The organism is Collinsella intestinalis (genome assembly GCF_902501455.1).
GTDB classification, from domain to species: Bacteria; Actinomycetota; Coriobacteriia; order Coriobacteriales; family Coriobacteriaceae; genus Collinsella; species Collinsella intestinalis.
The window spans coordinates 189,365-209,635 of record NZ_CABWIC010000007.1; the positions used below are offsets into that span (position 1 = coordinate 189,365).

Annotated in this window: 17 protein-coding genes; 12 read left to right on the forward strand and 5 right to left on the reverse strand. The window is 63.0% G+C overall.

Annotated elements, in window-relative coordinates; genetic code table 11:
• Positions 1–229 precede the first annotated feature (229 nt).
• The 4 genes from AOBCEHNH_RS02030 to AOBCEHNH_RS02045 all read left to right on the forward strand — a co-directional run bounded on the left by AOBCEHNH_RS02030 (position 230) and on the right by AOBCEHNH_RS02045 (position 3,593).
• Entirely contained in the window at positions 230–1,279 is a 1,050-nt protein-coding gene (locus AOBCEHNH_RS02030; protein ID WP_152062946.1) for a Gfo/Idh/MocA family protein, read from the forward strand.
• Between the two features lie 56 nt (positions 1,280–1,335).
• Positions 1,336–1,947 carry a pentapeptide repeat-containing protein gene (locus tag AOBCEHNH_RS02035; RefSeq protein ID WP_152062947.1) on the forward strand — a complete coding sequence of 204 codons (612 nt, stop codon included), beginning with the start codon at positions 1,336–1,338 and terminating at the stop codon, positions 1,945–1,947.
• A 209-nt stretch (positions 1,948–2,156) separates the two neighbouring features.
• Positions 2,157–2,666: a hypothetical protein gene (locus tag AOBCEHNH_RS02040; RefSeq protein WP_226803195.1), complete on the forward strand. Its 510-nt coding sequence runs from the start codon at positions 2,157–2,159 to the stop codon at positions 2,664–2,666.
• A 51-nt stretch (positions 2,667–2,717) separates the two neighbouring features.
• Entirely contained in the window at positions 2,718–3,593 is an 876-nt protein-coding gene (locus tag AOBCEHNH_RS02045) for a deoxyribonuclease IV (protein WP_152062949.1), read from the forward strand.
• A 280-nt stretch (positions 3,594–3,873) separates the two neighbouring features.
• Here the strand turns inward: AOBCEHNH_RS02045 and AOBCEHNH_RS02050 are convergent, their stop codons facing one another.
• Positions 3,874–5,679 carry an ABC transporter ATP-binding protein gene (locus AOBCEHNH_RS02050; protein WP_152062950.1) on the reverse strand — a complete coding sequence of 602 codons (1,806 nt, stop codon included), beginning with the start codon at positions 5,677–5,679 and terminating at the stop codon, positions 3,874–3,876.
• A 309-nt stretch (positions 5,680–5,988) separates the two neighbouring features.
• On the opposite strand from AOBCEHNH_RS02050, the gene AOBCEHNH_RS02055 reads away from it, so the two are divergent.
• From AOBCEHNH_RS02055 to AOBCEHNH_RS02080, 6 genes are all read left to right on the forward strand, one after another.
• Complete coding sequence (locus AOBCEHNH_RS02055) at positions 5,989–7,974, forward strand: voltage-gated chloride channel family protein (RefSeq protein ID WP_152062951.1); 1,986 nt, start codon at positions 5,989–5,991, stop codon at positions 7,972–7,974.
• A 195-nt stretch (positions 7,975–8,169) separates the two neighbouring features.
• On the forward strand, positions 8,170–8,730 hold the full coding sequence (locus AOBCEHNH_RS02060) for an NADPH-dependent FMN reductase (RefSeq protein ID WP_152062952.1): 561 nt from the start codon (positions 8,170–8,172) through the stop codon (positions 8,728–8,730).
• Positions 8,731–9,031: 301 nt separating this feature from the next.
• Entirely contained in the window at positions 9,032–9,850 is an 819-nt protein-coding gene (locus AOBCEHNH_RS02065) for an ABC transporter substrate-binding protein (RefSeq protein WP_152062953.1), read from the forward strand.
• A 102-nt stretch (positions 9,851–9,952) separates the two neighbouring features.
• Entirely contained in the window at positions 9,953–11,332 is a 1,380-nt protein-coding gene (locus AOBCEHNH_RS02070) for an amino acid ABC transporter permease (RefSeq protein ID WP_152062954.1), read from the forward strand.
• Between the two features lie 21 nt (positions 11,333–11,353).
• Positions 11,354–12,142, forward strand: coding sequence for an amino acid ABC transporter ATP-binding protein (locus AOBCEHNH_RS02075; RefSeq protein WP_152062955.1), 789 nt, complete (start codon positions 11,354–11,356; stop codon positions 12,140–12,142).
• A gap of 87 nt (positions 12,143–12,229) precedes the next feature.
• On the forward strand, positions 12,230–13,057 hold the full coding sequence (locus AOBCEHNH_RS02080) for a YaaA family protein (RefSeq protein ID WP_152062956.1): 828 nt from the start codon (positions 12,230–12,232) through the stop codon (positions 13,055–13,057).
• Positions 13,058–13,169: 112 nt separating this feature from the next.
• Here AOBCEHNH_RS02080 and AOBCEHNH_RS02085 read toward each other — a convergent pair whose 3' ends face one another.
• The 4 genes from AOBCEHNH_RS02085 to AOBCEHNH_RS02100 form a co-directional block, all read right to left on the reverse strand.
• A complete protein-coding gene (locus tag AOBCEHNH_RS02085) occupies positions 13,170–14,411 on the reverse strand; it encodes an iron-containing alcohol dehydrogenase (protein WP_152062957.1) in 1,242 nt (413 codons plus the stop codon).
• A gap of 39 nt (positions 14,412–14,450) precedes the next feature.
• On the reverse strand, positions 14,451–15,089 hold the full coding sequence (locus tag AOBCEHNH_RS02090; protein ID WP_152062958.1) for a lactate utilization protein: 639 nt from the start codon (positions 15,087–15,089) through the stop codon (positions 14,451–14,453).
• A 111-nt stretch (positions 15,090–15,200) separates the two neighbouring features.
• On the reverse strand, positions 15,201–15,566 hold the full coding sequence (locus AOBCEHNH_RS02095; RefSeq protein ID WP_006722868.1) for a YolD-like family protein: 366 nt from the start codon (positions 15,564–15,566) through the stop codon (positions 15,201–15,203).
• Positions 15,559–17,076, reverse strand: a complete 1,518-nt coding sequence (locus AOBCEHNH_RS02100) for a Y-family DNA polymerase (RefSeq protein WP_152062959.1) — start codon at positions 17,074–17,076, stop codon at positions 15,559–15,561. The genes AOBCEHNH_RS02095 and AOBCEHNH_RS02100 overlap by 8 nt, the downstream gene beginning before the upstream one ends.
• A gap of 187 nt (positions 17,077–17,263) precedes the next feature.
• Between AOBCEHNH_RS02100 and AOBCEHNH_RS02105 the strand changes: the two genes are divergently transcribed.
• Both AOBCEHNH_RS02105 and AOBCEHNH_RS02110 read left to right on the forward strand, forming a co-directional pair.
• Positions 17,264–17,971, forward strand: coding sequence for a phosphatase PAP2 family protein (locus tag AOBCEHNH_RS02105; protein ID WP_226803197.1), 708 nt, complete (start codon positions 17,264–17,266; stop codon positions 17,969–17,971).
• Between the two features lie 125 nt (positions 17,972–18,096).
• The gene (locus AOBCEHNH_RS02110; RefSeq protein ID WP_152062961.1) at positions 18,097–20,262 is read left to right on the forward strand and encodes an NAD(+) synthase; all 2,166 of its coding nucleotides are present in this window, start codon (positions 18,097–18,099) and stop codon (positions 20,260–20,262) included.
• Positions 20,263–20,271: the final 9 nt, after the last annotated feature.

Below are 20,271 nucleotides of genomic sequence, written 5' to 3' on the forward strand. Positions count from 1 at the left end.
CGCTGGGAAAAGGGTCGATGACGGGGCGATGGGCGAGTCGCGACGTATGGGGGAATGCCGGCGGGATGGCGTTGTGTCCGCGCGCGATGCATCTGTCATGGTTGCCCCTTTCGCATGGTCTTCGAGCCGCATGCGGCTGCAGTCCCATGGTACGCCTTTCCCGTCTGGGCGTTTGTGGCGGGACGAGCGCGTATCATGTCGGGTTGAACATGAGGATGGGAGGTCCGATATGGCTGGATTGCGCTGGGGAATCATGGGCGCCGGCGGCATCGCGCGTCGGTTTGCGCGGTCTTTGGGGCATGTCGAGGGGGCGTCGCTCGTGGCGCTGAGCGGCCGCAGTGCCGTGCGCCTCGATAGCTTCGCCGCCGAGTTTCCAGTCGATGCACGTCGACGCTACGTCAGCGCGGAAGATGGCGGCGAACGCGCCCATCAGATGCTCGTGGACGATCCTGACGTCGATGCGGTCTACCTCTCCCTGCCTCATGGGATGCACGAACGATGGGCCTGTCGGCTGCTGAGGGCGGGCAAGGCGGTCCTGTGTGAGAAACCGGCGGTGCTCTCCGCCGAAGAGGCCGGTCGGGTCGTTTCTGCCGCGCGTGAGTCGGGCTCCCTGTTTGTGGAGGCGATGAAGCCCCGCTTCATGCCCGTTAGGGCCCGCGTGCGAGAACTGCTCGCGTCCGGCGAACTCGGCGAGATCCGCGGCATTGAAGTCGTGCATCGATTGGATTACGGCGACCTCGAGGGCGGTTACCTGCTCGACCCTGTTCAAGGGGGAACGCTGTACGACCTTGGGTGCTATGGCGTCGCATGGGCGGAGGACCTCTTGGGCGGCGCGATACAGGTCGACGACGTGCGGACGCGGTGGATGGTGGCCTCGGACGGCTCCGCGGTCGACATCGCCGACGAGGCGGACCTGCGCATCGGAGGCGTGCCCGTGCATTTCGATTTCGCCGGGGACGCGGGGGAGTACCGCGTCGAGTGCCGCGTGACGTGCGAGCGCGGCGAGGTTTCCATCCCGATGCTCCATCGCCCGACGGGCTTCACGGTGCACCGCTTCGACGGGCCCGATTCCTCGCGTACCGCAGGGGAGCGCATCGAAGCGCCCCTGGCGGTCGATGATTTTTACGATGAGATCTCCCATACGTGCGAGCTCATCCGCCGGGGCGAGAGCGAGAGCCCGATTATGCCGCTGTCGTCGACGGTTCGCACTGCCCGCATCATCGATGCGGTGCGGGCGGCGTGGCACGAGCCACGCGAACGCGTCGGGGGAGGGGGGTAGCGATGGCGGCGAGGATGGGCTCGGGCTGCGCTCGCGTTGGGGAGACAGCTCATCGCGTGGGAAGCGATGAACTGCTCGCGGTGTTCGCCGAGGGGGACGGCTATATCTCGCACGTGCTGGTCGAGGACGTGGAGCTCGCGTATGAATGCGCGAACGCGGCGACCTTTGAGCACGCGGTCTTTCGCGATTGCCTTTTCGAGCAGGTTGACCTGCGTGAATGCACGTTTCGCGACGTCGTGCTCGAGAACTGCCGGTTCATCGGTTGCGTGATGGACAAGGCGTGGCTCAACCGTGTGGACCTGCGCGATTGCTCCGCACCGGGCTTGAGCCTGCCCCAGGCGAGGATCGCCTGGGTTTGCGCCGTCTCCACAGACCTCTCGTACGCGAACCTGTCTGAGACGTCGATCGACCACTTCTCGCTCGATGGGTGCAGGCTGCGTGAAGCGGCGTTGCAGCGGGCGAAGCTCAAGAACGTGCGCTGGGATGCGTGCGATCTCACGAGGATCGATGTGTTCGGCACCCCACTTGCCGGCATCGATGTGTCTGACTGCACGTTCTCGGCGCCTGTCCTGTCGAGCGATTACCGAGAGCTGCGCGGCCTCGTGGTCGGTGCAGATCAGGCGCTCGATCTCGTTCAGTTGCTCGGGGTGCGTCTTGCCGAGGGGTAGCCTGTTTCATGGTGACGCCCGGCCGCGTTGGGTCGATGCCGTCGCTCGTCCTGAAGAATCCCGTCCACCCTATGAGCGGGGCAAAATCTCGGACGAGCGGCATGGGCTTCGGTTTTACATGAGCGGTTGGTGTGTTGATTGAGGAGAATCGGTCCGCGAGGATGCAATCGAGGACAATCGGGAGGCTGTTCGACGTCGAAAGGACACCCATGAAATTCGATGCCCGCATCACCCGTCGCTCCCTGATCGCCGCTGCGGCGACGCTCCTGCTCGCTGGTTGCGGCGCCGGAGGCCCCGCAGGCTCTGCGCCTTCCGGTTCCGCCGGCGCAGGCTCAGCCCACTCGGATCCTGTCGCCGCCGTTGCTTGGGAGGCTGCGCTCGACCCCGAAGCCCCCTTCATGAACGTCGCGGGCCAGGATGGCGCGGCAATGCCCGGTGAATGCTGGATTCAGCATGAGGATGGCACGGTGCAGGTCCAGGTCGCCGGTTCGTCGATTCCGGAGCCCGCGGTCGAGAGCGTCGAATTTGCCGACGGCGTGCTCACGCTGACTATGGCCCAGCCCGATGAGGACACGCCGGCGACGATGGACTTTGTCTTGCATCAGTTCATGGTCAGCGGGACCGACGCCCCCAAGGTCGCGGCTGTCGTGCTCGTGCGCGGCGAGGAGACCGTCGAGCTTCCCGCCGGCGAGCTTGCCGAGCTCGAGGCCGTAGAGTAGCAAGGTGTTTCGACTGCGCGCCGCGCGCGGCCCATGTATTTCGGAGGTCCCATGCTGACCATCGGTTGTCATCTGTCCACTACCAAGGGCTATGCCGCTATGGGCGAGACCGCTCGCTCCATTGGCGCAAATACCTTTGCGTTCTTCACACGCAATCCGCGCGGCGGGAACGCCAAGCCGCTCGATCTCGATGACGTGGCGGGTCTGCGGCGAATCTTGGACGAAGATGGGTTTGGACGCCTAGTGGCGCATGCACCCTACACGTACAACCCCTGTTCCGCCAAGGAACGGGCGCGCGAGTTCGCGCTCGAGGCCATGGCCGAGGACCTGCAGCGCATGGAGGCGCTGCCCGGGCAACTCTACAATTTCCATCCTGGCGCACATGTGGGTCAGGGGGTCGATGCCGGCATCGAGCTCATTGTCGACGCCCTGTGCCACGTTATGTTCGAGGGTCAGCGCACGTGCGTGCTGCTCGAGACGATGGCCGGCAAGGGCACCGAGGTGGGCCGCACTTTCGAGGAGCTGGCACGCATCATCGAGGGTGTGGCTTCACGCCGTCCCGAGCTTGCCGGCACCGATATGCTCGGTGTGTGCCTGGACACCTGCCACATCTCCGACGGTGGGTATGACATCGTGGATGACCTGGATGGCGTCATGGCCGAATTCGACCGCTTTGTGGGTCTCGAGCGCTTGCAGGCGGTCCATATCAACGACTCCAAGAACCCGCGTGGCGCGCATAAGGACCGCCATGAGGTGATCGGCGGGGGATACCTGGGCAATCCCGAGTTCGGTGGCGGCGAGCACGTTTTGCGCGCCATCGTGACGCATCCCGCCCTGTGCGAACTGCCCTTTATTTTGGAAACCCCGCATGACGACCTCGCGGGTTATGCGGGTGAGATCGCCTACCTGCGCGGGCTCGCGGGGTAACGCGAGTCGCGCTTGCGCTGAGAAGTTGAGGTTTTTCGTATCGTTTTTAAAAAGGATGAAGTAGTGCGGGTGCTTTGTCCAACAAAACTGCAGGTCGCAGTTGGTATCCGATCGCGTGTATCTGACTAATCTCAAGATGAGTACGAAAAAGCTCTCTCTTCCTCGAGCGAGGGGGTTCGTCGCAGCTTGGTGAGTGACATTCCAGCAGGATATGCCTCATTGCGACTTCGCGCGCCCGTTTTTCAGCCCGGCTTGCCCTGTCACGGCTTCTTCGTCCGGCTTATTCCCCGTCCAAAAACGCGCCGGTTTGGCGGTTCCAGAGGGCGGCGTATTCTCCTTCGGCCTCGGCAAGCTCGGTGTGCGTGCCATCCTCGACAATCTCGCCGTCGGCGAGCACGACTATGCGGTCGAGCGCTGCCACGGTGGACAGGCGGTGCGCCACGACGATGGACGTGCGTCCGCGCATGAGGTTCTCGAGTGCATCCTGCACCAGCGCCTCGCTCTCGGAGTCCAATGCGCTTGTGGCCTCGTCGAGCACCAGGATCGGTGCGTCGGTGAGGATGGCGCGGGCGATGGCCACGCGCTGACGCTGGCCGCCGGAGAGCTTCACGCCGCGCTCACCCACGAGCGTATCGAGGCCGTTGGGCAGGCGATCGATGAACTCGAGCGCGTTGGCGAGCTCGGCGGCGCGGCGGATCTCCTCCTCGGAGGCGTCGGGGCGCCCGTAGGCGATGTTTTCGCGGATGGAACGGTGGAACAGCAGCGCCTCCTGCGGCACGTATGCGATCTGCCGGCGCAGGCTCTGTTGGGTGCAGGCGGAGATGTCCTGGCCGTCCACGTACACATGGCCGTCCTGCACGTCGGACAGGCGCAGCAGCAGCTTGGTAAGAGTGGTTTTACCTGAACCCGAGCGACCAACGAGGCCCACGCGCTGACCGGCCGGGATATGCAGGTTGAGGTCGGTGAAGACGCGGTCGCCCTCGGCGGCGTCGGCGTAGGCGAAGCCGAGGTGGTCGAAATCGATCGAGCCCTCGGTCACCACGAGGTCCGGGGCGCCGGGCGCATCTTCCACGAGTCGGGGTTCGTCGAGGATGCGGGCCATCTCGCTCGCGTCGCCGATGGCGCGGTTCATGCGCTGCATCATCGAGTTGATGTAGTTGAAGCGCATGGAGAGCTGGTAGGTGTAGGAGAACATCATGACGAGCATGCCGCCCGAGATGCCGAACCAGGCGTTGCCGCCGGCCACGAAGATGGACACGATGAGCATGATCACGGTGATGATGCCGCTTGCGGTGAAGCCGCGCTGCATGGTGGCGCGCATGGATCGGCTCTCGGCCTGCATGGCGGCGAGGTCCGCCTCGTCGAAGAGTTCCTTCTCAAAATCTTCGCGCCCGCAGGTCTTGACGGCGAGGATGTTGGTTACGGCGTCCGACAGCACGCCGGAGAGGCGGTTTTGCGCCTTGGCGGTGGCGGCGGACAGCGGCAGGATGCGCTGGTACATGCGTGTGGCCACGATCACGTATATCACGAGCATCACGGCGAGCGCCGCGGCGTAGGCGGGCACAGCCGGCGCGAGCGCGATGAACGTGCAGGCGGTACTTGCGATGGTGGGGATGAGCGAGTACACGACTACGTCCACCATCTGGGTGTAGCCGCTCATGAACTTGCTCGTCTGGCTTACCAACGCGCCGCCAAAGCGGCTCGTGTGGAACGTCATCGACTGGTTGGAGAGCGTGTCGAAGCACAGGCGCGCGAGATGGTAGTTGCCGTTGATTTGCAGTTTGTAGACGGCGTAGTCCTGCAGCTTGGAGCAGATCTGGCCGATGAGGTTCACCAGCAGCAGCGCCAGGATGTAGGGGCCGAAGACCTCCCATACCTTATCGGCGGGAACAGGGGAGGCCTGCACGCGGTCCACGATGAGGCCCATCACCCAGGTGTTGACGAAGATGAGCAGTGCCACGTAGGCGACGGAAGTGAACACGGCGAGGAATGCCGCGCCGGGCACCATGCGCGTGACCTCCCAAAAGCGGCGCAGCGTGCGTTTCACGGCGGGCTTCTCGAGCTTTTGGACGTTTCTCTGCGACATGCGTGTCTCCCTATGTGCTCATGTGCGAAGGCGGCTCTCAGCGCGTGACGCCCGCCCCCTGTACTCGGTGCCTGCAAAAGGTTATCCCCTGAACCGGGTCCGAGGTCAAGCGCGCTGTTCCGTTTCCGGTGGCTCGGCTGTCCGTGGGGTGGGCGGTCATTCCTTACTGAACGACGGCAAAACGTCTCTGCATCTTGCCGCGGGGGGGCAGATGACGGTTATACCGCTTTTGTCTCCGTTCGCGTTGCCGAGTGCATGAAGTGGGTACCATTTTTCAAGTTGTCGAAACACGGAAGGATTGATACCTCGATGAACCACGACGAGATTTTGGAGATGCTGAGGCGTTCCGGAGTGGAGGTGCCCGGCAGCGCCGAACACAGTGCGGAGGAGCCCATTGATGTGGAAGTCGAGGTGGAGGACATCCCGGCGAGAGAGTCGAAGGACCCTGCGGGCGGCGAAGCGCCCAAGTCCGCCCGCGAGCGCAAGAAGGCCGCTCGCGCCAGGGAGAAGGCCGCGCGCAGGGAACATGTTGACAAAGGGCGCACCGTTCCCCCGTTCATGGAGAAGCTCGCCCACTGGAGCCGTACGGCGCTCATCGTGGCGCTGATCGTGCTCGGTATCGCCGCGCTCGTTTCGTATTGGTGGTTCCATCCGGCGCTCAACATCCACAGCCCGCGCGTGTGGAGCTGGATCATCCTCGTCGCAATATTCGCCGTGGTCGCCCTCAAGGTCGTGGCCCTGCGCTCCGCGCGCCATGCCACGCTGTTCAACCGGCTCGCGTACGTGCCGCTTGCGGTGATTCTTGCGTTCTTCGTCGGCCTCATCATGGGTGAGCCGTTCATCCCCGGCAACGCCGAGCGTTACGCCAACGTGCTCAAGACCACTGACGGCGATTTCGCCAAGGATATCGAGGAAGTCGACTATTCGGATGTCCCCGTGATCGATCGCGCTTCCGCGCAGTTGCTCGGCTCCCGCGCCATGGGTTCGATCCCCGAGTTCGTGAGCCAGTTCGAGATCAGTCCCGCCTACAGCCAGATCAACTATCAGGGTCGCCCGGTGCGCGTGAGCCCGCTCACCTATGCCGATCTTTTCAAGTGGCTGAGTCATCGCGGCACGGGTATCCCCGCGTACGTGCTCGTGGACATGGTCACGCAGGAGGCCGAGGTTGTGCGTCTGAAGGACCCGATCCGCTATTCCGAGAGCGAGCCGCTCGCGCGCAACATCGACCGCTACGTGCAGCTTAAGTACCCCACCTACATGTTCGATCAGAAGAGTTTCGAGCTCGACGAGAAGGGAACGCCCTGGTGGGTCTTTCCCGTGCAGAAGCGCACCATCGGCCTGTTCGAGGGCACCACGATCCAGCGCGTTGTTCTGGTGAACGCTTGCACCGGCGAGACTGAGGATTACGCGATTGAAGACTGCCCCACATGGGTCGACCGCGCCTATCCGAGCGACCTCATCATCCAGCAGTACAACTGGAGCGGCGCGTACAGGGGCGGTTGGCTCAACTCCTGGCTTGGCCAGCAGGGCGTGGTCCGCACCACGCTCGGCACCGACGGTGAGCTCGGCTACAACTACCTTGCCCAGGGCGATGATATCTACCTGTACACGGGTGTGAGCTCCGTGACTGCCGACAGCTCGAATGTTGGCTTCATCCTGGTCAATCAGCGCACGGGAGAGTCGCATTACTATCCGGTGGCGGGCGCCACCGAGGATTCGGCCCAGGCGTCTGCCGAGGGTCAGGTGCAGAACCTCAAGTACGAAGCGACCTACCCGCTTCTGCTCAATGTCGCCGGGCAGCCGACCTATTTCATGGCGTTGAAAGACAATGCCGGCCTGGTCAAGATGTACGCCATGATCAACGTGGAGCATTACCAGAGCGTCGCCACGGGTTCCACGGTCGCATCGACCCAGGAGAGCTACCTGCAGATGCTCGCATCATCGGGCGCCCTGTCCGAGGACGAGGTTGCCGCAAACGGAGTCGAGGACCAGCTGTCCGGTACCATCGCCTCGATCGCGCAAGCGGTCATCGACGGCAACTCGCATTTCTACGTGACTCTCGAGGGCGACGGTGCGATTTATGATTTCGCCCTGCCGGAGATGCTCGGTATCGTCCGCTACCGCGTGGGCGATGCGATCGAGTTTGGCTGTGCCGCTTCCTCCGATGACGAGGAGGAGGGGACGGTCCGCCAAGTCGTGAGCCTTGCCGGCGCCCGGGCGAATTCGGAAGCTGCGCCTGCTGCTGAGCCCTCCGCCGAGGCATCTGATGCCGAAGCCGACGGGCCTACGGCGTAGAATACCGCCTGCCCTCGCGAACGTGTCCGAGGGGAGATGGAAGAACTCGGCGTGCATATGGGTCGCTGTGTGCTGTTTGGGGACGAGCCTGCGGTTTGCGCCGCAGGCTCGTCTTTGTGTTTAGGCCCTTTGGGGAGGGGTACAGGTAAAGTACTATCGCACTACTAGTAATTAATGCCCTGAAGGAGTTTACATATGTCCAGCAGCAAAAAGATTGTTTTCATTGTCGGATCCTTGCGTCGCAACTCGCACAATCGAACGCTGGCGGGATATGCGGCCGAGGTGATCGGTGATCGTGCAGATGTGGAGTACCTGGAGTATGCCGATGTGCCGTTGATGAACGAGGATATTGAGTTTCCGCCGCCGCCCGAGGTTGTGCGCGTGCGCGAGCAGGTGGAGGCCGCGGACGCCGTGTGGATCTTCACGCCCGAGTACAACTTCAGCTATCCCGCGGGATTGAAGAACGTGCTCGATTGGTTGAGTCGCCCGCAGGTGGCCGGCGACTTCGAGGCGGCGGTGTCGTTGACTGACATGCCGGTTGCCATTTCCGGCGCTGGCGGAAAGGCCGCCAATGCAAACGTTCGCCGTCAGCTCGTCGATCTCCTCGAATATGTGGAGGCGTCTATCGTGGGCGGGGAGGGCGAGGGCTTTGTGCTGCCCGCATCTGCTTGGGAGACCGGCGTCTATGTGATCCCCGAGTGGGATAAGACACGAATCGCCTTGCAAGCTGAGGACCTGCTGTCCGCACTGTCTTAAGCTTGCCGCGCTGCTTTAACGCGCTTGCTTCTTAATCAGATGCACCTTTGGTGTGCGCCCCCTTGATGCGAAGTACCGCATCAAGGGGGCGCAATTCGTTTTCGGTAGATGAACGTTTGTATCGATGTGGATACACATGGGCTTAACGGTTGAATAGCTGATACACAAAAATGCGTTCAGATGAAGAGAATAATCATAATTGTTATCAAATAGTGAATTACCACGCATAAAGATACGAGAGTGTGTATACTCGGGCTAAGCGAGCTCATCTCGCTGGATAAGACTCGGGAAAGGATTCATCATGAAGAAGCGTATCGGTATGTGCATGGCGTCTTTGGCGATGGTCGGGGCGCTCGCCCTAACGGGCTGCGGCGGATCGGATGCCCCTTCCCCCAATGCGGGGTCTGGATCCGATGATGGATACACACTGGTGAAAGAGGGGACGCTGAGCGTCGGCACCTCGGCTGAATATCCGCCGTTCGAGTACATCGAAGATGGCGAATACCGCGGGTTCGACCTTGAGCTCGCGGAGGCCATCGCCGATGATTTGGGGCTTGAGCTGGAAATCGGCAACATGGATTTCGACGGCCTGTGCGCGGCGGTTGCATCGGGAACCAAGTACGACGTGGCGTTCGGCGCCATCACCATCACGCCCAAGCGCGAGAAGCAGGTCGATTTTACCGACCCGTATTACATGGACGACCAGGCGATTGTGACGATGAAGGACAATGCCGAGGTTACGGGTGAGAATTACGCGGAAACGCTGAACGTCGAGGGCGTCAAAATCGCCGTTCAGTCCGGTTCCACCGCCGAGGCGTTTGTAAACGAGAATTTCCCCGAGGCGACGGTCGTGCCGTTCAAGAACGCGACCGACTGTTTCGCCGCGCTCCAGTCCGACCAGGCGTCCGCTCTCGTGACCAATCGTTCCGTCGCGGCTCAGATGACCTCGAGCAGCTTTGACAACGAGCAGGTCATCAAGCTCATTTCGACGGGTGAGGAGTACTCGGTCGCCGTCAACAAGAACAATCCCGGCCTCACGGATGCCATCAACGACTCCATCGCAAAACTCACGGAGGATGGGACGGTGGACACCCTCATGGAGAAATACAGCATCAAATAGGTGAATGCCACACGGATGTGGGCGATTCGGATGATGTGCACCGCCGACTTGCAAGGGGGTCGTGTCGGCGGTGCGAACGAGCGAATGGATGGAGAAAGGACCATGGAACACGTACGCCAAACGTCGGGTAACTCGTTGGGGCCTTCGTCGCGCCGTCAGGGTGCGCGCTGTGCCGTCTTGCGTATGCTGACCGTGATCGCGCTGCTGTGTCTTACCTGCGTTGCGATGCCCGGTACGGCCTCTGCGCTCGAGGTCCACAAGCTCACATGCCAGCCCAACGGGGATTCGGGCAGCGACGTCTTGGGCGGGATCGAGACGAGAATCACCTGGGAAGTGCAGGCTGCTCCAGATGAGGAGCTTGCCGCTCTGACCCTCACCGTGCCGGAGGGCACCTCGTATTCGACTGACGATTTGCGCATGACCATGCTTTTTGGGGACGATCTCATGGAGCGCGAGTTCCTCAATCCGTCGATTGAGGAAAAGGGCGAGAGCGTCAAAATGACGTTGCCGACCCCCGCCCCCGCCGGTCGCTTCTTCCGCGTCGAGCTGTATGGCGTTGTCTTTCCAGCTTCGGGTGGAGAGATGCGTTGCTCTGGCTCCTACGAGCTGATAGACGGTGAAAGCCATGAGATCGAGGGCATCCCCGCGGTGAATGTGAAGGGCGTCACTCCGTTCGACCAGTTCAAGATGTTCCTCGAGACCCAGCCATGGGTCGAGGCTTGGAACTCGAACACGTTCCTGCGCCTGTTCCTCAATCCAGTGCTCGTCGTCAGCAGCCTGCCGATTATCTTCTCGGGCTTTTTGATGTCGTTGGCAATCGTGCTCGTCGCCTTCCCCGTGGCGATTCCCTTTGGATTCATGTTCGCGCTCATGCGCATCTCTAAATCGCGCATCTTGCGCGCGCTCGCCGGCGTGTATGTGAATCTCATTCGCGGTACACCCGCGTTCCTGCAGATCTACATCGCGTTCTTCGGCTTGCCCCTCGCAGGCGTCAACATCGACAACTACACGCTCGGCGTGATTGTGATGGCGATGAACTCCGCAGCTTACCTGTGCGAGATTTTCCGCGCCGGTATCCAGTCCATCCCAAAGGGTCAGTCCGAGGCGGCGCGCTCCTTGGGCATGACCGCGGCCCAGACCATGGTCTCGATTATCATCCCGCAGACGTTCCGCAACGTGATCCCAACGCTGACCAGCGAATTCATCTTGCTCTATAAGGACACGTCCCTGCTCGCGGCAGTCGGTGTCATGGAGATCGTCATGTACGCCAAGACCATTGTCGCCACGACTGGATCAATCACGCCGTATGTGGTGGCCGCCCTGTTCTATCTGGTGATCACGCTCCCACTTGCACGTGTCGTGAGCGTGCTCGAGGCCCGTTTGACGGGAGCGGTCGCCAACGGTGGGGGATCGGGCAAGAAGCCGCAGAAAAGCGCGGGGACGATGGTTCCCACGCCCGCCGACCACATCGCAAACCTGTAGATGCCACGAGGAGTGTTCGATATGTTTGAGAAGACGAAAAGCGGTGCCTCTCAGGCGAAAGCTGGTCTAGCCGTCCCCGAGGACGTGGCGGTGAGCATCCGCGACCTGCATAAGTCGTTCGGCGATAACGTGGTGTTGCGCGGCATCGACCTCGATGTGCATCGTGGTGAGGTGGTTGTGGTTTTGGGGCCTTCCGGCTCGGGCAAGTCGACCATTCTGCGATGCGTGAATCTGCTCGAGACGCCCACGAGCGGCTCGATCGTTTTCGAGGGAGTCGACATCACGGGCAGGGGTGTTGATATCAACAAGGTGCGCGCCAAGCTCGGCATGGTGTTCCAGCAGTTCAACCTATTCCCTCATCTCACCGCCAAGAAGAACGTCATGATCGCTCAACAGAAGGTACTCAAGCGCTCACGCGAGGAGGCCGAGCGCATTGCAGTCGAGGAGCTCACCAAAGTCGGGCTGGCCGACCGAGTGGATTATCTTCCCGCCCAGCTTTCAGGCGGGCAACAGCAGCGTGTGGCCATTGCCCGTGCCCTTGCCATGAACCCGCAGGTCATGTTGTTCGACGAGGCGACGAGCGCTCTTGACCCCGAGCTCGTGCGCGACGTCTTGGGCGTCATGCGCGATCTGGCGCGCGAGGGAATGACCATGATCGTGGTGACCCATGAGATGCAGTTCGCTCGAGACGTTGCCGACCGCGTGATTTTCATGGACGGGGGCGTTATCGTGGAGCAAGGGACTCCCGAGCAGGTGTTCGACCATCCGCAATCTGAGCGAACCAAGGATTTCCTCGGCCATATCTCGTAGGCGAACATCGATTTCGTGCATGCGCCCCGAGCGCCCGGGTACCTTTGACATAATGAGTCGGGTACTCGAGCGCTCGGAGGCTTTTTCATGTTGCAGGTCATCATCTCTCCCGCAAAGCAGATGCAGGTGGCTCGTGATGGGTTTGCCCCACGGGGCATCCCGCCGCTTTCGGAGAAGACCGCCCACGTCATGGATGCCCTGCGCACAATCGAGCGTGAGCAGGGGAGCGAGGGGTTGCAAGCACTGTGGGGCGTCAACGACAAGTTGTTGGCCGAGAACTTGGAACGCCTGCATAGCTATCGAGACATTGCCGACGCGAACCTCCTTGGGGATGCGGAACTGTCTCGCCTTGTCTCTCCCGCGATCTTCTCTTACGTGGGCATTCAATTTCGCAGCATGGCGCCGGACGTGCTCGACGCCGCCGCGCTCGAGTGGTTGCGGGGGCATCTGTGGGTGCTTTCCGCGCTCTATGGCTGCGTTCGACCGTTCGATGCGGTTCAGCCGTATCGCTTGGAGATGGGTGCCAAATTGTCCGTGGATGGGGAGAAGAATCTCTATGCGTTTTGGGGCGATTCGATCGCACAGGCCGTGTGCGCCGGGTCGGACGCGTATCCGGGCGATGTGGTCGAAATTGTGAATCTGGCCAGCGTGGAGTATTCCAAGGCGGTCCTCCCGCATCGACCTGACGGTACACGTGAGGTCACGTGCATCTTCGGTGAGGGTTTGCGCAACGGCAGGCCAATCCAGCGTTCGACCGCGAGCAAGATCGCGCGCGGCAGCATGGTTCGTTGGATGGCGGAGCGTGGAGTGCATCGCGCTGAGGAGCTTAAACACTTCGACGTTGGCTATACATTCGACCCCGATCTATCCCAGGGAGATGCGAAAGGGCAGACCCTTGTCTTCATGAGGGGATAGGCACGTCAGCTGGTTTGTCATCGGAATGTGTGAGAAGGCGCCTCGCGGCTCCCGGTATGAGGGGCTGCGAGGCGCCTTTCGGATGGGGCGCTGTCGTGCAAGCGGGTCCGGGCTACAAGGCGCTCTCGTAGATTTCCCGGGCGTCTTCCAGGGTGAGCTTGCGGAATGTGCCAAAGCTCTCTCCGCGGTTCACGCGCAGACCGCAGATCATCTGGTCGATGTCATCTTCTGCGATACCGAGCTCGCCGAGCGTGGAGGGCATACCCATGGACATGAAGAAGTCCTGCAGTTCGTCGATGGTCGCTTCGACGGCGTCATGTACAGCGCGCTCGGGCGTGATCTCCTCGTCGATGTCGGACAGGTCGTCCACCTCGGGGTCGATGGGTTCGATGCCGAACACCTCGGCGCCGAAGGTGAGGAAGCGCTCGGGATGGCTCTTCCACACATGGCGCATCCACGCGGGGAAGATGACGGCAAGGCCCGCGCCGTGCGTGATGCGCGGATCGACGGCCGAGACTTCATGTTCCATGCCGTGACAGGACCAGTCGCCGTCGCGCATGCCGGGGATGCCCAGACCGCAGCCTGCCAGGCCGTTATGTGCGAGTGTGCCGATCCACATGAGCTCGGCTCGCGCATCGTAGCTCTCGGGTTCGTCCATCACGATGCGGGCCGCATCGATGGCTGCGCGGATGAGGCCGCAGGCGATGTTGTCGGTCGCGCCCACCGCTGGCTCTCCGGAGAAAAAGCGCTCCATGATGTGGGCGATCATGTCGGTCACCCCCGCCGCCGTCTGATACGGCGGGAGGGTGAAGGTGAGTTCGGGATCCAGGAAGGCAATCTTGGGGCGGATGAGCTCGCTGTTGCAGCCGCTCTTGAGCCCCTCGGCGTCATTGCTGATGACGCAGGAGTTGGAGGCCTCGGAGCCGGAGGCGGGGATGGTCACCACGGTCGCGATCGGCAGGCAGTGCTCGACGGTTGCCTTTTTGGACCAGAAGTCCCAGGCATCGCCGGTATAGCCCGTGGCGATTGCGATCCCCTTGGCGCAGTCCATCGCCGAGCCGCCGCCGACTGGCAAGACTATGTCGACCTGCTCGCGCTCGGCGAGCGCCGCGCCCTCGCGCACGAGGGCGATCTCGGGATTGGGGCGCACGCCGCCCAGTTCGACATGGGACACGCCGGCGGCGTCGAGTGATGCCTTTACTCGGTCGAGCGTGCCCGTGCGGACCACGGAGCCCTGGCCGTATACGATCAAGGCGCGGCGATATCCGGCTTCCGCCAGCTCGGCGCCGACCGTATCGGTGACGCCGCGGCCGAATACGAACTTGGTGGGGGAGCAGAAGGTGAAATTGTTCATGGATGTCCTTTCCCGTCGGGCTCTCCGACGCGCATGTTCTTAAAAGCCGAGGTCCTCTCCGACGAGGATGACGTGGATGCGCCCATCGTGGCGCGAGTGGCGGGTGATGACTTCCTGGCAGCACATGCATTTCTCGGCGTGGCAGTTCGAGCAGACGCCGGCGAGTTCGCACGGGGTGCCGGTGTGCAGGCGTGCGGCGTTGAGCGGGCATGTGACGGTGCGGATGCGCTTGAGTCCGCTTTCGACATCCGCCACGACTTTGTTCATGCCGGCGATGACGCAGACATGCTTGGGGCCATGGAGCAGCAGGGCGAGGCGGTTGGCGTTGCCGTCGATGTTGACGAGTTCGCCGTCGAGTGTGATGGCGTTGGTGCCCATGAAGAACCAGTCCGCACCGACCTGCTCGTGCCACATCGCATCTTGCTCCTCAGGCGTGGCGGCCTGCGAGCGATCGATCATGCGGTGACCGTCGGCCTCCAGGGCCGCTTTGATGCCGCTTTCGGAAAATGAGACGCTTCCGCCCCAGGTGACGCTTTGGCCCGGTTCCACGAGGTCGCGTGCGAGTTCGACCGCCTCTGCGGCGGTATCGCGGTAGTGGCCGGTCATGTTGCGAATCGCGAGTTTCTTGATGATGTGCTCCGCGGTGGTGCGGCGTGCGGTCCTCTTCACATCTTCCATGATGCCTCCTCGGCTTGGTGTGCGGTGCGGGTTGTGGGGGGGCAGCTTGGCAGCTCCATCTCCCGTAAGCCCGATCTGTTCCATTGTGGCACGACTCCGGTGCCGGTGGTGCTAGCGTTTGATGGTCAAGATGTCATCGAAGCCGATGACGGTCTTTACGATCTGTATTCGCCGAAACGCAAAGTCGATGCGGGCGACGATGCCCGACACGGTGCGGTAGGTGTCCCAGTCGTAATAGGTCACGCGCACCAGATCGCCTTTTTTCACCTGCATGATCGTGCGGGAAAGGGCCAGGGCCTCCTCCTCGGTGAGCTCGTGGCGGGGCTCGGTGATGCGCTCCTGCTGCCGCGCGAGCTCGTAGTAGCCGGTGAGGGCGGCGAAGGGCATGAACTGGGCCGCTCTGCTCGCCCTCGGTTTGCCGTTTGCCGTCAGCGGACCCGCGCCCGCGGCCTCTTGTGCATTCATGTGATCACGCATGGTGTCCTCCCACTTGTTCGTTGCGCTCGCGCCCCGTCGCCTCGGGGCGCAGGCTCCGCCCCATGACGAGTGCGTTTTTTCCATACCGTCCCTTCACGTCGATGATGGCGCGCTGCAGTTCCCGTTCCCGGGCCTCTGCCTCGACGTCGGTGAAGAGGTCGATGGTGGCCAACTCCTCGGGGAGCAGGTCGCCAAAGCCGATGTTCAGCCGCTTGATGGGGCGGCGGGGGTCGACCGACTCGGCGAACAGGCGCTCGAAGTATTCTTGGAGCTTGCGGCGCGAGTTCGTTCGCTCCTGCAGCTTGCGTTGCTTACCCGCGTGCGCGTATGCGCCTCTCCCGCCGGCCGGTCTCGTTCCATGTTCCCCGGTGAATGCCCCCGCGCGTCGCGCGCCCTCGGCGTAGAGGTCGCGTTCGCGATCGCCGTTCCGCGTGGGTTCGACGCGGTTCTCGCCTGGCCGCGGTGTGATGCGAGGGATGTCCTCCGCGGTGGTGCTGCGCCGATGGCCGCAGCCGTCCACGTACGACGCGCTGCCGCTTACGTCGAGTCTTCGAAGCTCGCGGACCTCGCTGCCATAGCCCACATACAGTGAGATCGAACTGGCTACCACGCCTCGTTCGACGAGCTCGAGCACCGAGGCGTCCACCATCTCGCGGAGCACGGTGAGCGCTTCGCCGTAGCTGTAGTTGCGGGAGAGCACCTGCCCGTTCACCATGGAGGTCGCCTGCGGGCGGTACGCCTGGATTTCGGCGATGGTGCAGGGTTCGATGCCGTGCGCATGGTCTATGAGGTATTCGGCGTTCACCCCGAATTCCCGGTACAAGATCCGCTCGTCGAGCGCGGCGACGCCCATGAGGTCGTAGACGCGGTACTTCGCAAGGCGCTCGGCGGTGCCCGGACCGATTCCCCATATATCCGTGATGGGGCGATGGCGCCAGATATCTTGCCTGAAGCGCTCCTCGTTCAGTTCGCCGATGCCGTCATCCTCATGCTTGGCCGTGATGTCGAGTGCGACTTTCGCCAGGAAGAGGTTGGGCCCGATGCCCGCGGTCGCTGTGATGCCGGTGCGGGCGAGCACGGCGCCGCGCAGTTCATCGGCGAACTCGCGCGCTGTGAGGCCGTAGAGTGACAGATAGGATGTCGCGTCGATGAAGCACTCGTCGATCGAGTAGACGTGGACGTCCAGGGGGCTCACATATTCAAGGTAGATGCCGTAGATGCGCGCCGAGATCTCCATGTAGTGGCGCATACGGGGCGGGGCTGCGATGTAGTCGATGTTTTGGGGAATCTCGAAGAGACGGCAGCGGTTGCGTATGCCGAGCTTCTTCATGGCGGGGCTGATCGCCAGGCAGATGGTGGTGCGGCCGCGTGAGGTGTCGGCCACGACGAGGTTTTGCGTGAACGGATCGAGCCCGCGCGCGGCGCATTCGACGGAGGCGTAGAACGTCTTTAGGTCTATGCAGATGTAGGTGCGTTCACGGCCGAGTGCTCCCGCTGCCGGCTTTCCCATCGGATCCTCCCATCGAACATGTGTTCCGAACTTCTGTTCGATGATATGGTCCCGTGCGGACAGAGTCAAACGCGTCGCGTGCCTGTGGGTTTGGCGAAGGTTCGCTGCTCGCGCACGGGCGCGGGTACAATCCCGCCATGGAATTGGCACAACATGTTCGATGGATGCGCTGCCCGGCGGAGGTTTTATGACTGAGGAGAAGCAATCGACTGGTTTGGGAGATAGCGTCGCACGCATGGGCGATATCGTGCAGCGGCTGTGCGAGAACAGGCGGTTCGTCATCGTGTCGGTGTGCCTGCTCGTGTTCCTCGTCCTGCTCAGCCGTGTGCTGGCGGGCGAGATCATGGCGCTCGACCGCTCGGCCATCGCGCTCATGGTCGGGCACGTGCGCGCCGCATGGCTGACCCCCATCATGGAGATGGTCTCGTTTTTGGTCACGCCGGTGCCGCTTTTCGCCTGCATATTTGCCGTGGCGCTTGCCGGGTGCTCGCGCGGCCTGAAGGGCCTGGGCTGGTTTTGCACGGTCAACCTTGCGGGATCCACCATTCTCAACCAGCTGCTGAAGTTCGCGATCCAGCGTCCCCGCCCCGATGTCTCCCTGCGTTTGGTCGAGATCGGCGGCTTTAGCTTTCCTTCCGGCCACTCCATGGCGGCCATGGCGTTCTTCGGGCTGTTCATCTGGCTCACCTGGCGCTACGTGCGCGACCGTCGTGCACGCGTCGGATTGACCGCGTTCTTGTGCGTGATGATTGCCGCCGTCGGGTTCTCCCGTGTGTACCTGGGTGTTCATTACGCCTCGGACGTGCTCGGCGGTTTTTGCGCGTCCCTCATCTGGCTGGCGGTCTACACCAAGGTCGCCGGGCCGACGCTCGCCGCGGCGAAACGCGTGGGCTAAAGCACCGTCTGCCAAGGCCCCGTTCGCTCATCGGTCGTTCAAATGCGACGTTTGTCCGCTACGCTTCCGTCCGCTGGGGCGGGTACAATAGGCGTCGTGAATGACGAACAGTTCAGGAGGCTCGCATGGACGAGGTCAAGGCCGCTTGCCAGGCAACGAGTGAGATCGCGGTGAGCGACGGGTATCTGCGCATCGCCGCGGCCACGCCCAAGATCCGCGTGGGGGATGTGGCTGGCAACGCCGCGGCCATTCTCGAGTGCGTCGACGCGGCCGTTCGCGCCGGTGCGCGCGTGTTGGCCTTGCCCGAGCTCTGCCTCACCGGTTACACCTGCGGCGATCTCTTTCACGACCGCGCCCTCCTGCGCGCAGCTGAGTCCGCGCTCGCCGGCCTGCTCGAGGACACGGCCGACACGCCGCTTCTGTTCACGGTCGGCCTGCCGGTCGCGCATCGCGAGAACGTCTACAACTGCGTCGCCGCATGCTGCGCGGGGCGTCTGCTGGGTCTCACCGTCAAACGCCACCTGCCCAACTACGGCGAGTTTTACGAGCAGCGCTGGTTCGCGGCCGCACCCATGAACGGGGCGGGGTTCATCCCGTTCGCCGGCCAGGACTCCGTGCCTCTTATGGGCGACATCGTCTACACCTGTTCCGACCCCGGCCTCGAGGACGTGCGCATCGGCGTCGAGATCTGCGAGGACCTGTGGGTCCCCAACCCGCCCTCGGTTGACATGGCGCTTTCCGGCGGCGCGACGGTCATTCTGAACGCGAGCGCGTCGAGTGAGGTCTTGGGCAAGTCGGCGTACCGCCGCAGCCTCGTGTCCGGTCAGAGCGCGCGCCTGTACTGCGCCTACGCCTACGCCAACGCGGGCGAGGGCGAGTCCACCACCGACCTCGTCTTCTCGGGCGAGAACCTCATCGCTGAGAACGGCTCGATCGTGGCGAGCACTTCGCTGTTCTCGCGCGAGATGGCCGTGGCCGATGTGGATCTGGAGAAGCTCATGGCCGAGCGTCGGCGCTCCAACACGTGGCGCGCCGGGGAGTGGGCCATGGGGCATATGTACGAGGTTGGCTTCAGTTTCGTGGGCGCCGGGGCGAACCTGTCCGGCGGGGATGTGCCCGGGGTCATCGGCGCAGGTCGAAGCCATCGGGGCGCCACGGCCGTCTCCTCGGTCGTTTGTTCCGAGCCCGATGCCACCACCGAGTCCCCGGAGCTGCCCGCCGAGGAGGGCATCGAGCTACTGCTCAATTCCGCCCTCGATGTGCTGCGCCCCGCACCGCGCACGCCGTTCGTGCCCACGGATCCCGCGCGTCGCGCCGCGTGCTGCGAGGAGATCTTGGACCTGCAAGCCGCCGGTCTCAAGACGCGCCTCGCCCATACCGGTACCCACTCGGCCGTCATCGGTCTGTCGGGCGGCCTCGATTCCACGCTCGCCCTGATCGTCACGGTGCGTGCCTTCGATATGCTGGGGTTGCCCCGCACGGGCGTCCATGCGGTGTCCATGCCCGGTTTCGGCACGACGGGCCGCACCAAGTCCAACGCCGAGCGCCTGGCCGAGCAATTGGGCGTCGACTTTCGCACCATCGCGATCGGCGAGGCCGTTCGCGCGCATTTCACTGACATCGGCCACGACCCGAGTGTGACGGACGTCACCTACGAGAACGCCCAGGCCCGCGAACGTACCCAGGTCCTTATGGACCTTTCCAACGAGCTCGGCGGCTTCGTGATCGGCACGGGCGACCTGTCCGAGCTTGCGCTCGGTTGGGCAACCTACAACGCCGATCATATGAGCATGTACGGCGTGAACGCCGGTGTGCCCAAGACGCTCGTGCGCCATCTGGTGTCGCACGCCGCCGATTCGCTGGGCGGGGAGGCGGCCGCCATCCTGCGCGACATCCTCGACACGCCCGTCTCGCCCGAGCTGCTGCCGCCCGGTGGCGACGGCGAGATCGCGCAGTGCACCGAGGAGCTCGTCGGCCCGTATGAACTGCACGATTTCTTCTTGTTCCACATGATGCGCTACGGTTTTGCTCCGGGCAAGATCTACCGCATGGCGTGCCGCACCTTCGCCGAGCTCGACTCGGATGGGGCGCCCGCCTACGAGCCTGCGACGATCCTGTATTGGCTGCGCACGTTCTACCGCCGCTTCTTCGCCCAGCAGTTCAAGCGCAGCTGCCTGCCCGACGGCCCCAAGGTCGGTTCCGTGAGCGTGAGCCCCCGCGGTGATTGGCGTATGCCGAGCGACGCCTCCGCGGCCCTCTGGCTCGAGGAGGTCGACAGCCTGAGCGCGTAGGCGCCTACG

Excerpts from the sequence above, each read along its gene's own strand:
- AOBCEHNH_RS02030 (WP_152062946.1), top strand. The coding sequence starts at position 230 with ATGGCTGGATTGCGCTGGGGAATCATGGGCGCCGGCGGCATCGCGCGT.
- AOBCEHNH_RS02040 (WP_226803195.1), top strand. The coding sequence starts at position 2,157 with ATGAAATTCGATGCCCGCATCACCCGTCGCTCCCTGATCGCCGCTGCG.
- AOBCEHNH_RS02045 (WP_152062949.1), top strand. The coding sequence starts at position 2,718 with ATGCTGACCATCGGTTGTCATCTGTCCACTACCAAGGGCTATGCCGCT.
- AOBCEHNH_RS02050 (WP_152062950.1), bottom strand. The coding sequence starts at position 5,679 with ATGTCGCAGAGAAACGTCCAAAAGCTCGAGAAGCCCGCCGTGAAACGC.
- AOBCEHNH_RS02055 (WP_152062951.1), top strand. The coding sequence starts at position 5,989 with ATGAACCACGACGAGATTTTGGAGATGCTGAGGCGTTCCGGAGTGGAG.
- AOBCEHNH_RS02060 (WP_152062952.1), top strand. The coding sequence starts at position 8,170 with ATGTCCAGCAGCAAAAAGATTGTTTTCATTGTCGGATCCTTGCGTCGC.
- AOBCEHNH_RS02065 (WP_152062953.1), top strand. The coding sequence starts at position 9,032 with ATGAAGAAGCGTATCGGTATGTGCATGGCGTCTTTGGCGATGGTCGGG.
- AOBCEHNH_RS02070 (WP_152062954.1), top strand. The coding sequence starts at position 9,953 with ATGGAACACGTACGCCAAACGTCGGGTAACTCGTTGGGGCCTTCGTCG.
- AOBCEHNH_RS02075 (WP_152062955.1), top strand. The coding sequence starts at position 11,354 with ATGTTTGAGAAGACGAAAAGCGGTGCCTCTCAGGCGAAAGCTGGTCTA.
- AOBCEHNH_RS02080 (WP_152062956.1), top strand. The coding sequence starts at position 12,230 with ATGTTGCAGGTCATCATCTCTCCCGCAAAGCAGATGCAGGTGGCTCGT.
- AOBCEHNH_RS02085 (WP_152062957.1), bottom strand. The coding sequence starts at position 14,411 with ATGAACAATTTCACCTTCTGCTCCCCCACCAAGTTCGTATTCGGCCGC.
- AOBCEHNH_RS02090 (WP_152062958.1), bottom strand. The coding sequence starts at position 15,089 with ATGGAAGATGTGAAGAGGACCGCACGCCGCACCACCGCGGAGCACATC.
- AOBCEHNH_RS02095 (WP_006722868.1), bottom strand. The coding sequence starts at position 15,566 with ATGCGTGATCACATGAATGCACAAGAGGCCGCGGGCGCGGGTCCGCTG.
- AOBCEHNH_RS02100 (WP_152062959.1), bottom strand. The coding sequence starts at position 17,076 with ATGGGAAAGCCGGCAGCGGGAGCACTCGGCCGTGAACGCACCTACATC.
- AOBCEHNH_RS02105 (WP_226803197.1), top strand. The coding sequence starts at position 17,264 with ATGACTGAGGAGAAGCAATCGACTGGTTTGGGAGATAGCGTCGCACGC.
- AOBCEHNH_RS02110 (WP_152062961.1), top strand. The coding sequence starts at position 18,097 with ATGGACGAGGTCAAGGCCGCTTGCCAGGCAACGAGTGAGATCGCGGTG.